General features: G+C 71.5%; 11 protein-coding genes. 7 read left to right on the forward strand and 4 right to left on the reverse strand.

The genetic code is table 11. The features are described from left to right. Positions 1-62: 62 nt before the first annotated feature. Together SGA01_RS02235 and SGA01_RS02240 are read right to left on the reverse strand one after the other, a co-directional pair. A complete protein-coding gene (locus tag SGA01_RS02235) occupies positions 63-860 on the reverse strand; it encodes an SMI1/KNR4 family protein (protein ID WP_229917728.1) in 798 nt (265 codons plus the stop codon). Positions 861-1,078: 218 nt separating this feature from the next. Next, complete coding sequence (locus tag SGA01_RS02240) at positions 1,079-1,657, reverse strand: TetR/AcrR family transcriptional regulator (RefSeq protein WP_167533982.1); 579 nt, start codon at positions 1,655-1,657, stop codon at positions 1,079-1,081. Between the two features lie 120 nt (positions 1,658-1,777). Here SGA01_RS02240 and SGA01_RS02245 point away from each other — a divergent pair, with 120 nt between their 5' ends. The 3 genes from SGA01_RS02245 to pyrF are packed head-to-tail and all read left to right on the forward strand — an operon-like array spanning position 1,778 to position 4,344. After that, a complete protein-coding gene (locus tag SGA01_RS02245; protein ID WP_141292763.1) occupies positions 1,778-2,704 on the forward strand; it encodes an NmrA/HSCARG family protein in 927 nt (308 codons plus the stop codon). Beyond that, on the forward strand, positions 2,701-3,582 hold the full coding sequence (locus SGA01_RS02250) for a TIGR03620 family F420-dependent LLM class oxidoreductase (RefSeq protein ID WP_141292765.1): 882 nt from the start codon (positions 2,701-2,703) through the stop codon (positions 3,580-3,582). The genes SGA01_RS02245 and SGA01_RS02250 overlap by 4 nt, the downstream gene beginning before the upstream one ends. A 42-nt stretch (positions 3,583-3,624) precedes the next feature. Next, positions 3,625-4,344, forward strand: a complete 720-nt coding sequence (pyrF, locus tag SGA01_RS02255) for an orotidine-5'-phosphate decarboxylase (RefSeq protein ID WP_141292767.1) — start codon at positions 3,625-3,627, stop codon at positions 4,342-4,344. Between the two features lie 11 nt (positions 4,345-4,355). On the opposite strand, the gene SGA01_RS02260 is transcribed toward pyrF, so the two are convergent. After that, on the reverse strand, positions 4,356-7,550 hold the full coding sequence (locus SGA01_RS02260) for an AfsR/SARP family transcriptional regulator (RefSeq protein WP_141292769.1): 3,195 nt from the start codon (positions 7,548-7,550) through the stop codon (positions 4,356-4,358). Between the two features lie 75 nt (positions 7,551-7,625). On the opposite strand from SGA01_RS02260, the gene SGA01_RS02265 reads away from it, so the two are divergent. Further along, positions 7,626-8,567 (forward strand): NAD(P)-dependent oxidoreductase, encoded by a 942-nt coding sequence (locus SGA01_RS02265; protein WP_141292771.1) that lies wholly within the window; start codon positions 7,626-7,628, stop codon positions 8,565-8,567. A gap of 62 nt (positions 8,568-8,629) precedes the next feature. On the opposite strand, the gene SGA01_RS02270 is transcribed toward SGA01_RS02265, so the two are convergent. Then, positions 8,630-10,102 (reverse strand): amidase, encoded by a 1,473-nt coding sequence (locus SGA01_RS02270; protein ID WP_141292773.1) that lies wholly within the window; start codon positions 10,100-10,102, stop codon positions 8,630-8,632. Between the two features lie 334 nt (positions 10,103-10,436). On the opposite strand from SGA01_RS02270, the gene SGA01_RS02275 reads away from it, so the two are divergent. The 3 genes from SGA01_RS02275 (at position 10,437) to SGA01_RS02285 (ending at position 14,580) form a co-directional block, all read left to right on the forward strand. Then, positions 10,437-12,323, forward strand: coding sequence for an AMP-dependent synthetase/ligase (locus SGA01_RS02275; RefSeq protein WP_141292775.1), 1,887 nt, complete (start codon positions 10,437-10,439; stop codon positions 12,321-12,323). 190 nt (positions 12,324-12,513) lie between these two features. After that, complete coding sequence (locus SGA01_RS02280) at positions 12,514-13,959, forward strand: tetratricopeptide repeat protein (RefSeq protein ID WP_141292777.1); 1,446 nt, start codon at positions 12,514-12,516, stop codon at positions 13,957-13,959. Between the two features lie 63 nt (positions 13,960-14,022). Then, complete coding sequence (locus SGA01_RS02285; protein ID WP_141292779.1) at positions 14,023-14,580, forward strand: PadR family transcriptional regulator; 558 nt, start codon at positions 14,023-14,025, stop codon at positions 14,578-14,580. Positions 14,581-14,707: the final 127 nt, after the last annotated feature.

A 14,707-nucleotide genomic window follows, 5' to 3' on the forward strand; every position in this document is an offset into this window, starting at 1 on the left:
GCCGGGCGCCATCGCCAGCGGGCCGTGGAGCGCAGCCGCTAAGCGGCCGTGACCGGGAGGCTTCATTCGTTCGTGCGGTAGGTCATGAACCAGTGGGTGTCGAAGTAGCGGGCCATCGTGAAGGGATGGTCCTTCTCAAGGAGGATGCGGCAGACGAACTCCGCGGTGGAACAGGCGAAGGGGACGTTCTCGCCGTCGACTGTCTGCATGGTGACGGGCCAGTGGTCAGGGTCTCCGTCGTCGATCTGCCAGCAGTACAGATTCTCGTGCTCGGTGCCTGCCCAGATGAGCAGGCCGTCCTTCTTCAAGTCGGTCCACGGTTCCTGGTTCAGATGGAGGTAGGCGTCGAAGGCGCCCTCCCCGAACGTCTCCACCATGCGCTTGTAGTCGCGGGGAAGACGCGTGCCCATGCGCGCCTCGATCTGCGCCCAGTCGACGTCCGGTCGCTGGGGCGGCAGGACCCAGCCGGTGATGCCGATGAGCCGCTCGACCCAGTCCTCGTCCTGCCCGGCGATCCCCGCGGGCAGCACTTGTACCCGCTGCGGGGTGACCACCAGCATCGGCACGATGTCGCCCTGCGTATCCAGTGCAGTCCCCGCGCCGAGCCACTGCCCTGCATGGGCCCAGGCCACTACCGTCTCGGCACGGCCTTCGAGGAGGTCGAGGAGATCTGCGCCATGAACCTCGCCCACGTCCGGGTCGGTGATGCCGTCCAGGACCAGGGTCCGTGGTTCCCCGTGGCGGGAAGCCAGGTTCTCGACCAGCGCGTGAGGGTCGATGTCCTGCGAGAGGTACAGAACCCCGCTCGGCCGAGGTATCCGGTCCAGCAGGTTGTCGAGCATCGAGTGAGTGAACTCCATGGAGGACAGGAAAGCGCACTCCACTGACAAGAGCCCGAGATCCAGCTTCGATGACCATCGGTCCAAGTAAGCGGTGTCACCGTGCCGTCGAGCTCAGGGGGTGAGCCCTCCGTTCACGGCGCGGAGGTGGAGCCGTTGGTGCCACTCGTCGGCGTCCGGTCCGGGGGCGATGGCCCCGACGCCTTGCCCGCGAGGTCACCGCTTCGCTGGGGCCTGGGTCAGCGCGTGCGTACGCCGTCGATGGCGATCGCGAGCAGGAGCTCGGCCTCGGCCGCGCCGTCGGGGTCCTGTTCGGTGGCCAGTGCGATGGCGCCGACGAGTTTCAGCAGCCGGGTGATGGTGACCTCGGGGCGCACGGCGTCCGCCGCTCGGGCGCGGATGAGGAGGGCGTCTCCGGCGCTGGTGATCATGTCGTGGCAGGTCTCGCCCAGGGACGGGTCCGCGTCACGCATCAGGGACGTCCCCAGCCCCCGGTTGGCCACGGCGTGTGCGCCGACGGCGCGGAGCCAGGTGGACAAGGCCTGGCCCGGATCGGGTTCGGCGAGCAGATCGCCGGCCCTCGCGCACAGAGCCTCCACCCGGTCCTTGAAGACCGCCTCCAGAAGCGCCTGCCGGGAGGGGAAGTGGCGGTGCAGGGTGGCCGACCCGACTCCGGCGCGGCGGGCGACCTCCTCCAGGGAGGCGTCGGCGCCGTGCTCGGCGATCAGCTCTCCCGCGGCGGCCACGATCCTTTCGAGGTTGCGGCGGGCGTCGGCGCGCATAGGCCGGCGCGGCGGGGTGGCGGCGTCCTTGGGCACGGGCACTCCTGACGGCTTGAAAAGTGGGGTGGTCCTCCATATCGTAGCGAAAGAGAAACGGGGGGCCACCCCGCTTATGGGTCACCCCTCTTCCGTACGGACGTGATGGAGAAGTACGACATGAAGCTGACGCGGAAGACCGTCGTCGTTGTCGGAGCGACCGGCTTGCAGGGCAGGGCCGTGACGCGGCATCTGCTCCGCGACGGTTGGCAGGTGCGCGCCTTGACGCGAGATCCGGACGGGACTCAGGCCATCGCGCTGGCGCAGGCCGGGGCGGAGGTCGTGCGGGCGCGGATGGAGGACGTCGACTCCCTGACCGCCGCGGCCGAGGGCGCCTGGGGCCTGTTCAGCGTCCAGCCCACCGTCGGCTCGCCCGGCACCGCGCCGGAGTTCACCGCCGAGGACGAGGTGCGCTGGGGCGTCAACGTCGCCGAGGCCGCGCACGCCGCCGGCATCGGACACCTCGTCTTCACCTCGGTCGCCGAAGCGGACCGGCACCTGGAGGAGAGGCTTCCGGTGAACCTGGTCAGCAAGTGGCGGATCGAGCAGCACATCGCCGCGCTCGGTCTGCCCGCGACGATCCTGCGGCCGGTGTCGTTCATGGAGAACTTCACCGGCGGATACGCGCTGCGGAACGGGACCCTGTCCACAGGGCTCGCGCCGGAGATCCCGCAGCAGATCATGGCCGTCGACGACGTCGGCGCCGTGGCCGCGCTGGCGTTCTCCCGGCCGGAGGAGTGGATCGGCCGGGAGGTCTCCCTGGCGGGGGACGAAATCGCGCCGGTGCGGATCGCCGCGGCCATCGGGAAGGCCCTCGGCATACCGCTGCCCTACGTCCAGGTCCCCATCGAAGCGATCCGTGCCCTGAGCGAGGACTTCGCCTACGCGAACGAGTGGCTCAACACCCGCGGTTACCGCGCCGACATTCCCGCCACCCGCCGGATCCACCCCGGCACGATGGACTTCGACACCTGGCTGGAGCGAACCGGCGCGTCGCAGATCGCAGCGTTCCTGGATTCCGCGCGCACCACGGGGCAGGACGCGTGAGCGCCCGCAGCCGTGACCTCGGACGCGTCGGGATCTGGGCGGGGGACTTCGACCGTCTCTCCGCACCCGAGGTCCGTAAGGCCGCTGCCGTGATCGAGAACCTCGGCTACGGCACCCTGTGGTTCCCGGAGCTCACGGGACGGGAGGCCATGGCGCAGGCCGCGATCCTCCTGTCGGCCACCCGGCACATGACCGTCGCCGCCGGCATGACCGACATCTACGCCCGAGACCCGGTCACGGCCGCCGCCGCGCAGCGCACCCTGGAGGAGGCCTTCCCCGGACGGTTCCTGCTCGGCCTGTGGGACAGCCACCCCAGCCTGGCCGAGGACATCCGAGGCCATCGCTTCGGCCCGCCACTGGCCACCATGCGCTCCTACCTCGACGCGCTGGACACCGCTCCGTTCGGGCCACCCGATACTCCTGCCTCACCGCACCGCGTACTCGCCGCCCTGGGTCCCGACATGCTGGCCCTCGCCGCCGAACGCGCCCGGGGCGCAACGGTGCTGGGCATGCCCGTCGCGTACACCCGTACCGCCAGAGCGATCCTCGGAGACGACGGCCTGCTGGCCATCACCCAGATGTGCGTGCTCGGCCACGACCGCGCGGATACCGCCGACCTGGCCCGCACCACAGCCGCAGCAGCCCTGCCCAACCGCCGCGAACTGCTGCGGGGACTGGGACACGAGAACCCGGAGGCGCTCGACGACCGGCTCGTCGACGCGCTGGTGGCCCACGGCGGTGCTGCAGACATCGCTCACCGTGTCAAGGAGCACTTCGACGCCGGAGCCGACCACGTCAGCCTCCACCTCATGACCTCCACGCCCGACGCGCCGCCCGTGCGGCAGTGGGAGGAACTCGCCTTGCACCTCCCCGTCTGACCGGGTGGCAGCCTCCCACACCACAGGGGTGACAATGACGCCGTGCAGTCAACCGATCAGATCATCGTCGCTCTGGATTTCGACAACCGCCGTGCCGCTGAGGAGTTGGTGGACCGGCTCGGCGAGGAGTGTCGCTTCTACAAGGTCGGGCTGGAGCTGCTCACGGCGGCCGGGCCGGACCTGATCGAACACCTCGTGGCCAAGGGCAAGGAGGTCTTCCTGGACCTGAAGCTCTTCGAGATCCCGAACTCCGTGGCCGGCGCGGTCCGCGCCGCAGGCGCCCTGGGTGTCTCCATGGTGACCGTCCACAGCATGGGCGGCACCGGCATCATGGCCGCCGCTGTCGCCGCGGCCCGCGACTTCCCGCGCCTTCGCGTGCTGGCACTGACCGTCGTCACCAGCATGACGAGTTCCGATCTCGCGGACGTCGGCGTCACCGGCGCTTCGTCGACCGAGGAGCAGGTGATGCGGCTGGCCCGGCTGGCGGAAGGCGCCGGTTGCCATGGCGTGATCGCAGCGCCGCAGGAAGCCGGTCCCCTGCGTGGGCTGCTGGAGGCGAGCGCCCTCATCGTCACGCCGGGAGTCTCGCTTCCCGGCGAGTCCGCGGGTGAGCACGCGCGTTCCGGCACGCCGGGTGGTGCTGTCGCCGCCGGTGCGTCACATGTCGTCGTGGGCCGGACGGTCACCCGTGCCGCAGACCCGGTGGCCGCGTTCCGGATGGTCCGCGCCGACCTGGAGCTGTCAGGCTCCCGGCAGACCTGACCGCGGCCGGGTCACCGGCACAGGGGCGAAGGTTCAGGGAGCGGACGGTTCTCCCATGACGTCCGTGCGTGGTCGACGTCCTGCTCGAAGGCGTCGTCGCAGGAGGCCCGGTTCCGGGCCCGGCGGACGGCGGTGGTGATGCGATCGACGTCGCCGCGTTCCGCGGGGGGCAGGGGAATGCCGACCGCCCTGCGCTCCGCCTCGGCCGTACGGAGCAGCCGGGCGGCTTCCTCGTGGTCACCGGCGAGGGCGTGAGCACCGGCCAGCCCTTCGAAGGCGCGCGCCAGCGCCCGTCGGTCACCGGCGCGCCGGGCGTGGTCCAGCCCTTCCTGATGCAACGTCAACGCCGCGTCGGCGTCGCCCCGCTGCTCGGCGATGAAGCCCAGCTCGGCCAGGATGAACGCCAGTCCGAGGTCGCCTTCCCACCGGCGGCACCAGTCGAGCCATGCGCGCAGATGGCTCTCGGCGTCGTCCAGCCTGCCCTGCCGCCGCGCCACCAGGGCCAGGCCGACCTCGGCGAATTCCTCGCCACGCTGGTAGGAATGCGCGGCCGCGAGCCGCTGGGCGCGCCTGTGGAGCTCCTCGGCGTGATCGAGGTCGCCGGTGAGCAGCGCGGTACGACCCAGACGCGCCAGCATCTTGGACGCCTCGGGCCACAGCTTGAGCTCTTCGGCGAGCCGGAGCCCCTCTCGGCGCAGCCTTCCCGCGACGTCGTAGTCGCCGGTGATCTCGGCCAGGTCGCCGAGCGTGACGGTCGTCTGCAACTCACCCCAGCTGTCGCCGAGTTCCCGGAACAGAGCTCCGGCCCGCTCCGCGTCGGCGCGCGCTCCGAGCGGCTTCCCCCGGTAGAGGGCGACCTCGGCGCGCACGCTGAGTGCGGCGGCCGTTCCCCAGCGGTCTCCCAGGGTCCGGAACTCGGAATGGGCCCGGTCGGCGAGGTCGAACGTCGCCTCCGGGTCGCCGTACCCTGCCTTGCCCAACGCGAGGAACCACCGGGCCCGCGCCCGACCGGCGGGATCGTCCCCCTTGTCGTAGAGCTTGAGTGCGGGTGGGCTCTCGACGTCGGGAGCGTCGAGGAGCAGCAGCGACATGCCGGCCCGCCACGCGCGGGCCGACGTCCTCAGCCTGGGGTCGCCGCCGGTCGACAGCGCGAGGTCGAAGGAGCGTCGGGCCTCGGCGAAGCGGCCGCGCAGGAACCAGAACCAGGCGGTCGCGTTCGCCAGCCGGAGCGCCGTGTCCGCGTGGCCCCTGCGAACGGCGTACGCGAGGGCGGCGCGCAGATTGCCGGCCTCGGCGTCCATGCGCTGGAGCCAGAGCCGCTGCCGGTGGCCCCGCAGCAGGGGATCGGCGTGCTCGGCGAGGCCGAGGTAGCAGGTGAGGTGGCGGTCGCGCACGCTCTGCTCGTCCCCGGACTCGACGAGCCGTTCCAGGCAGTAGGCCGCGACCGACTCGAGCAGTCGGTACCGGCCGTCCCGGTGGACGACCAGGGAACGGTCGACCAGTCGTCCGAGCAGGCCGAGGACGTCCTCGGTCCGCACGGTCTCGCCCGCGCACACCGTCTCGGCCGCCGCCAGAGTGCAGCCGCCCGCGGGCACGGCCAGGCGGCGCAGCGCCACCTGCTCGGTGTCGGTGAGCAGTCCCCAGCTCCAGTCGATCATCGCGCGCAGTGTGCGCTGCCGTGCAGGCACTCCGCGAAGGTCCGCCGCGAGGACCCGGAACCGGTCGTCGAGGCGGTCGGCGAGGTCTCCCACGCGCATGACGCGTACCCGGGCGGCGGCCATCTCCAGGGCGAGCGGGATTCCGTCCAGGCGGCGGCAGATCGCCGTCACGGCTTCCGTGTTGCCGGGGTCCAGGGCGAAGCCGGGGGCGGCGGCCGCGGCGCGGGCCACGAAAAGCCGTACGGCGTCCGACTCTTCCGGCCGATCATCGCCCGGTTCGGGCAGGTCCAGCGGAGGAATGGGCCAGGTGTGTTCACCGGTGACCGTCAGCGGTTCCTGGCTGGTGGCCAGGACGCGCAGGTCAGGTGCGGCGCGCAGTAGCCGCGCGGCCAGTTCGGCGACCGGTTCCACGACGTGCTCGCAGTTGTCGAGGACGAGCAGCATGTGCCGGCCCGCGACGGCGTCGGTGAGCCGGTCGGCCAGCGACCGGGCCGGGGCATGGACGTCGTCCCGTAGCTCCAGTACCGCAGCGACGGCCTCCTGTACGTCGATGCCCGTACGCGCGGCGGAGAGCTCCACCAGCCAGGCGCCCTCCGGGAGGTCCTCGGCCCGGCGCGCGGCCACCTCCAGTGCCAGCCGGGTCTTGCCGACGCCACCGGAGCCGGTCAGGGTCACCAGCCGCTCGGATGCGAGCAGTTCACCGATCCGCCGTACTTCCTCGGTACGGCCGATCAGGTCCGTGAGCGGCGCGGGAAGGTTGCCGCGCGGCCGCCGTGCCGGAGCCCTGCCGGGGGACAGGGCGGCGTCCTGCCGCACGATCGCCTGGTGCAGCTCGGCCAGCTCACGGCCGGGGTCGAGGCCGAGGTCGTCGCGGAGCCGGTCGCGCAGCTCACCGAGGCTCGCCAGCGCCGCATCCTGCCGGCCCGACCGGTACAGGGCGCGGACATGAACGGACCGCAGGCCCTCGTGCAGCGGATGTGCCGCGACCAGTTCGCCCAACTCTCCTGCGAGCGGACCGTGCTCACCCAGCTCGAGGCGCGCCTCGGCAAGCTCTTCGAGGGCGACCAGTCGCTGTTCTTCGAGCCGCCGGGCCTCGGCACGGACGAACGGCTCGTCCGCGAAGTCGGCGAAGGCGGAAGGCCCCCGCCACAGTGCCAGCGCCTCGGTGAGCAGCCCGGCCTTCGCACGCGGGTCGGCGGTGAGCATCCGAGCCCGCGTCAGAAGCCCTTCGAAACGCCCGGCGTCGACCGCGTCGTCGTCCACGCGGAGCAGGTATCCCGGAGGTCTGGACACCACCAGGTCCCGGCCGCCCGGCTCGGCGTCCTCCAGGGTCCGCCGCAACAGCGACACCTTCGACCGCAACGTGCGGACGTCGCCGGCCGGAGGTGCGTCGCCCCACAGGTCGTCGATCAGCCGGTCCACCGAGACGACCTGCCCACGCCGAACCAGCAGAGCGGTGAGCAGCGTACGGATCCTGGATTCGCGCACCCGCACGAGCCGGCCGTCCGCCGTCCACACCTCCAGCGGACCCAGCACCCCTAAACGCATGCGGTCACGGTACCCGCAGCCCGGCCGCAACCTTTCCGGAGACCGACCGGAACCTCCCTCGCGCACAGTCGTCCCATGAACAACGCACCTGCCACCAACACCGCACCTGTCACCAAGAACGCACCCGCTGCCAACACCGCACCTGTCACCGACGACGCACCCGTCACCGTCACCGTCATCGGACTGGGCCTGATGGGCCAGGCCCTCGCCACCGCATTCCTCAAGGCGGGCCACCCGACGACCGTCTGGAACCGCACACCCGCCAAGGCGGAGGACCTGGCGGCCCGAGGAGCCGCCGTCGCTCCCACCGTCGGCGAGGCCGTCCTGGCGAGCTCACTGATCGTGGTCTGCCTCAGCGACTCCGCCGCCGTCCACGACACGGTCGGCCCGCACCGGGCCGAACTGGCCGGCCGCACCCTGGTCAACCTGACCTCCGGCACCTCCGACGAAGCCCGCGAGACCGCCGCGTGGGCGACCGACTTCGCCTACCTGGACGGCGCGATCATGGCCATCCCCGAGGTGATCAGCCGCCCCGAGGCGTTCCTGCTGTTCAGCGGAGCGCCCGAGGCGTTCGAGCGCCACGAGGAGACCCTCAAGACGCTCGGCAACGCGGTCTTCTTCGGGGAGGACCCCGGCCTGGCCTCTCTGTACGACGTGGCACTGCTCGGCGTCATGTGGGGGACGCTGAACGCGTTCCTGCACGGGGCCGCCCTGCTGGGCGCCGCCAAGGTCGACGCGTCCGCCTTCGCGCCGTTCGCCAACCAATGGCTCTCCAGCGTGACCGGGTTCGTCAGCGCCTACGCCGAACAGATCGACCGGGGCGCCTACCCGGCCGAGGACGCCGCCCTCGAAACCCACCTGGCCACGATGAAATACCTGGTACGCGAGAGCGCTGCCGCGGGCATCGACACCGACTGGCCCGCCCGCATCCAGGCCCTGGCCGAGCGCGCCATCGAAGCGGGCCACACCGGCGCCGGTTACGCCGGTCTCATCGAGGTCTTCCGAGGCCAGGCGTAACCACCACTGCCGACGGCCGGCTCGCCGAGGTCAGAGGGCCGGCGTCGCCACGCGTCCCTCGCTCAGAGGGCCGGGCGGCCGTTCCACGGGCGTACCGCCTCGATGGCCGTGGCCACGCGGAACACGGCGGCATCGTCGTAGGTGCGTCCGACGACCTGGACTCCCGTCGGCACGCCGGTCGAGGCGAACCCGGACGGCACGCTCAGGACCGGGCAGCGACTGGCGATGTTGAAGACCGTGGTCATCGCGGCCTCCAGATAGGAGTCCAGCTCGACGCCGCCGATCACGACCTTGGTCGAGAGGTAGTCGTCGTCCGCCCTCAGCGCCGGGATGGCGGTCGTCGGGCAGAGCAGGACGTCGTAGCGGTCGAGCAGTCTGCCGAGCGTCGTCTGCACCGCGGCCTCCAGTTCCAGACCGCGCATGATGCTGCCGGGCTCGCGGACGGCCTCGGCGGTCCGCTCGGCGAAGTCGAGCGCGTACGCGGTGAGGAGGTCGCCGTGCTCCGCGGCGACCGACGTGACGTACGGGCCGAAGACGGAGCCGAAGTGGATCATCGCCGCCTCCATCACGTGCGCCCGCGTGATCGGGACGTCCACTTCCTCGACGACGGCTCCGGCCGCGCGCAGGGCTTCCGCGACGGCGCGGGTGTTGGCCTCGACCTCGGGATCGACCGGCCAGTCCCCGAGGGTGACCGACAGCGCCACCCGCACGCCTTCGACGCCCTCGAAGCGTTCGGGCAGCGTGAACTTGGGTCGCAGGGAGACCGCGTCGAGCGGGTGGGGTCCCGCGATGACGTTCTGCAGGAGGGCGGTGTCACCGACGGTCCGCGCCATCGGACCGTCGTGGCAGTACGTGTCGAGGTTGAACGGTGCCATCGCCGGCACGCGACCGTACGGCGGCTTGTATCCGACCGTGCCCGTGAACGAGGCGGGAATGCGGATGGAGCCGCCGATGTCGGAGCCGGTCGCGAGCGTCGTCTCCCCGGCCGCGAGCGCGGCGCCGGCGCCGCCCGACGAACCGCCCGGGCTGAACTCCAGGTTCCACGGGTTGCGCGTCACACCCCACAGCCGCGACTGCGTGAAGGCCGCGCAGCTGAACTCCGGCGTGGTGGTCCGCGCGTGCACGATGCCGCCCGCGGCCTGGACCCGCTCGACGACCGGGTGCGTCTCGTCGGCGATCTCGTCCCGGAAGGCCAGCGAACCGTCCGTGCTGCGGCGGCCCTTGAGGGGCTGCTCCTCTTTCGTCGCGACCGGGAGCCCCTCCAGCGCACGGGGCGTCGCCCCCTTGCCCCCGTACCGTGCCTCGGCCTCGCGCGCGGCGGCGAGCGCCTGCTCGAAGGTCCGCTCGGCGAGGGCGTTGACCTTGGACTCGACGGCTTCGGCGCGGGCGATGACAGCGGTCATCAGCTCGACCGGTGACAGCGAGCGGTCCCGGAAGCGGCGCAGGGCTTCGGTGGCCGGCAGATAGGCGAGGTCGGTGGGGCTGGTGGGGCCGGTGGGGCCGGTGGGGTCGGTGCGATCGGTGAGGTCGGTCATGGGCGGGGCCCTTCCTGAGGCGACGGAGGCGACGGAGGCGACGGAGGCGACAGAGGCGTCGGGTGGACGGGCGGACGACCGCCTCGATGGCAGCATCGAACCGTCGCCCGCTTTCCGGGTCAACGGTGTTGACGTAAGCGCGGAACGGGGTCCGCCTCCGTCCAGGCGGACGCCAGGGGGCGTGGCGTGCGCTCGCGTCGCCGACACCGCGTCGAGCACGTTTCGCCTCTGATCCCCTTACGCGCAGGAGGGTTTGCCCATAGCCTCTCCACAGCTCGCAAGTTACCCGCCGGTCAATGAAGCGTTGACGGGTGTCCTGGGCCCGGAGGTCGACATGAGTTCCGCGCAGTACCTTCTCGAAAGCCGCCCGCACTCAGTGGCGCACCTCTTCCTCTCACGGGTCGAGGCCACGCCCGACCGGGAGGCCTACCGCCATCCGGTGGCGGCCGACCACAGTGCTCCCGGCGCCGAGGAGTGGCGCTCCCTGACATGGGCCCAGACCGCGGAGCGCGTGAAGGCGATCGCGGCCGGCCTGCTCTCCCTCGGGCTGCGGCCCGAGGAGCGGGTGGCCATCTCCTCCTCGACCCGGATCGAGTGGATCCTCGCCGATCTGGGGGTGATGTGCGCGGGCACCGCCGCGACCGCCGTCTACCCGAGCACCAACGCCGAGGAGACGGCGTACATCCTCGCCGACTCCGGCAGCCGGGCGATCTTCGTCGAGAACGCCGCCCAGCTGGCCAAGGTGACCGCCCACGCGGAGGGCCTGCCCGGGCTCGACCACGCGATCCTCTTCGACGCGGAGACGGACACGCCCCGCGTCAAGGGACTTGAGGTGCTGACCCTCGCCGAGCTGGAGGAGCGCGGCGCCGCGTACCTGCGGGAGCACCCGGACGCGATCGACACGGCGGTCCAGGCCATCGAGCGGGACCAGCTCGCCACCCTGATCTACACCTCAGGCACGACCGGCCGCCCGAAGGGCGTGCGCCTGGTGCACGACTGCTGGTCCTACCAGGCCGTCGCGCAGGAGGTCAGTGGACTGCTGCTCCCCGACGACGTGCAGTTTCTGTGGCTGCCGCTGTCCCATGTCTTCGGCAACGCCCTGATCTCCGGTCAGGTGAGGACCGGAAGCGTGATCGCGGTGGACGGGCGCGTCGACCGCATCGTCACCAACCTGCCCCTCGTCCGGCCCACCGTGATGGCCTCCGCACCGCGGATCTTCGAGAAGGTCTACAACGGCATCGCGGCCAGGGCGAGGGCCGAGGGCGGCGCCAAGTACAAGATCTTCCAGTGGGCGGCGAAGGTCGCCCGCGACTACGCCAGGACCGGGCAGGAGCAGCTGGTGGCGACGGGAAGTCGCAAGGTGCCGCTGTCGCTCACCGTGCAGCACGCCGTCGCCGACAAGCTGGTCTACGGCAAGATCCGCGCCGCCTTCGGGGGCGAACTCCGCGGCAGCGCGTCGGGAAGCGCCGCACTCGCCGCCGACATCGGCTACTTCTTCGCCGGCGCCGGTGTGCCCGTCCTCGAAGGCTACGGGCTGACGGAGACCAGCGCCGCCGTCACGGTCAACCCGGTCGACGACTTCCGGGTGGGCACGGTCGGAAGGCCCCTGCCCGGCACCGAGGTCCGCATCGCCGAGGACGGGGAGATCCTCCTGAAGGGCCCCGGCGTCATGCGCGGCTACCACAACCTTCCGGAGAAGACCGCCGAAGTGCTGGAGAGCGACGGCTGGTTCCACACCGGCGACATCGGCGAGGTCGACAAGGACGGCTTCGTCCGGATCACCGACCGCAAGAAGGACCTGTTCAAGACCTCGGGCGGCAAGTACATAGCACCCACGGAGATCGAGAGCCGCTTCAAGGCCGTCTGCCCGTACGTCAGCAACATCCTGGTCATCGGCAACGGCCGCAACTACTGCACCGCCCTGATCACGCTCGACGAGAGCGCGATCATGCCCTGGGCGGCATCCCACGACCTGGGGGGCCGCAGCTACGCCGAGGTCGTCTCCTCGCCGGAAGTGCACGCGCTGATCGAGGGCTTCGTCCAGCGCGTCAACGGCGACCTGCAGCGGTGGCAGACCATCAAGAAGTTCTCGGTGCTGCCGCGCGACCTCGACGTCGAGCACGGCGAGCTCACCCCGAGCCTCAAGGTCAAGCGGCCCGTCGTGGAGCGCGAGTACGCCGAGGTCATCGAGACGATGTACGAGGGTGCCCGCGAGGCGTGATGCCACCCGCCGGGTACGGGGCGGCAGGTTCCCGGATCCGCATGACGGGGGCGGATCATGGCACATGGCCGGGTCGTGCCTGTCGAGGTGGCGTCGGCCGTGCCGACGGTGGCTTCATGGTGGTGCGCGGTACGTCGTTCACGCTGCCGCGCGTCCCGTACCACCCCGAAGCACGCCGAGGTGATCTCTGATGGTGACAGACCGGTACGGCAACCCCCTGCACGAGTGCACACGGGAGACGGCCGCCCACCTGGACCGCGCGGTCGAGGCCCTGCTCCACTTCAGCCCCGAGGTGGAGCAGGCTGTCGGCGACGCTCTGGACAGTGGGCCGACCTCGCCCGTCGCCCAGTCCTTCGCCGCCTATCTGGGGATGCTGGGGACGGAGCCGGGCGACGCCGTCGCCGCACGGCAGAGGTTCGACCGGTACGCGGCCGGCGTCGACGTCTCGTCCTTGCCCGCGCGTGAGCGCCTGCACGTCGCCGCGGCCGGGGCATGGCTGGCCGGAGATCTGCGGCGTGCCGGCGGACTGTTGGAGGAGTTGTCCCTGGTCTGCCCGACGGATGCGCTCGCCCTGGCCGTCGGGCACCAGCTGGACTTCTTCACCGGTGACGCCGTACGCCTGCGCGACCGCATCGGTGGAGCCCTCTCGGCCTGGGACACCGCCGAACCCCACCGGGGTCTGGTGCTGGGAATGTACGCCTTCGGGCTGGAGGAGTCGGGCCACTACCGGCTGGCCGAGGAGGCGGGGCTCGCCGCCGTGGCGCAGAACCCTCGCGACGTCTGGGCGATCCACGCCGTGGTCCACACGTACGAGATGCAGGGACGTGTGTCCGAGGGCATCGGCTACCTCGACGCCCGCCGTGACGACTGGGCGCGAGGCAACTACCTCGACGTCCACAACTGGTGGCACTACGCCCTGTACGCGCTGGAGGCCGGAGACACCGGCACCGCCCTGAGCGTGTACGACGCCGCCCTGCACAACGACGCGTCGGCCGGGCTGGCCATGGAGCTGCTGGACGCCGCGGCGTTGCTGTGGCGGATCCGCCTCGCTGGGGCGGAGCCCACCGCCCGCTGGGAGGCGCTGGCCGACGCGTGGGCTGCGCGGGCCGATCCTCCCTTCTACGCGTTCAACGACGTCCACGCGGTCATGGCCTACGTCGGCGCCGGGCGGTTCGGGGAGGCGGCGCGGCTCATCGCCGACCGACGGCGATGGCTGGCCCAGGAGGGTTCGGACGCCGTCACCAACCGCCGGATGACCGCGGACATCGGCCTGCCCGTCTGCGAGGCGCTGGTGGCGCACGGGCAAGGGGAGTACGACACCGTCGTGGAGCTGCTGTGGCCGCTGCGCCGCAGGCTGCACGAGTTCGGAGGAAGTCACGCGCAGCGCGACGCCCTCCAGAAGACCCTGCTCGACTCCGCGCTCGGCTCCGGACGGCACGAACTGGCCCGTGCGCTCATCAGCGAGCGGATCGGGCTTCGGCCCGACAGCTCCTACAACTGGTCGTCCCGGGCTCGCCTCGCCGACGGCCTGGGCGACGCCGCCCTGGCCGCCGCCGCTCGCGATCACGCGAGGGACGCGGCGGCGGCGAGCCGTGGCGGAGACCGGAGTCGTCGGGGCGTGGAGACGCTCCCGTGAGGTGAGCCGCGTCTCACCGGGGCGAGCTTGCTATGCAACGAAGTGCATAGCAGGATCGGGCGCATGGCGCTCGACCACGCGATCCTCGTGTCCCTGCTGGAGAAGCCCGGGTCCGGCTACGAGCTGGCCCGGCGCTTCGAGCGGTCCATCGGGTACTTCTGGACCGCCAGCCACCAGCAGATCTACCGCGTGCTCAAGCGCATGGAGGGCGACGGCTGGATCGACGTCCGCGACGTGCCGCAGCAGGGGCGCCCGGACAAGAAGGAGTACTCCGTCGCCGCCGCCGGGCGGGACGCGCTCTCCGCGTGGTTGGGCGAACCGATCGAGCCCGAGAGCGTGCGGCACGACCTGGCGGTGAAGATCCGTGGAGCCGCCTTCGACGACCCGGCGGCCCTGATCGGCGAGGTCCAGCGGCACCGGCAGGCGCACACGGACCGGCTCGCCCACTACCTCGCGGGTGAAGCACGGGACTTCCCGGGGCACGCGACGGCCGGTCCGCTGGACGCCGAGCGGGAGCTCCAGCACGTCGTGCTGCGCGGCGGCATCGCGTACGAGCGGATGATGATCGCCTGGCTCGAGGACGTCCTCGCCACTCTCGGCCGGTTCCAGGCCGGGCACTGACCCAGCCGTACCACCGGCACCTCGCGAACCACGGACCGCGAACCACGGACCGCGAACCACGGACTGTGGACCGCGAGATCACGCACCACGGTCCACGGGCCGCGAACCACGGACCACGGACCACGGA

Origin of the sequence: Streptomyces gardneri, from assembly GCF_006539185.1 — a bacterium.
Classification (GTDB): Bacteria; Actinomycetota; Actinomycetes; order Streptomycetales; family Streptomycetaceae; genus Streptomyces; species Streptomyces gardneri.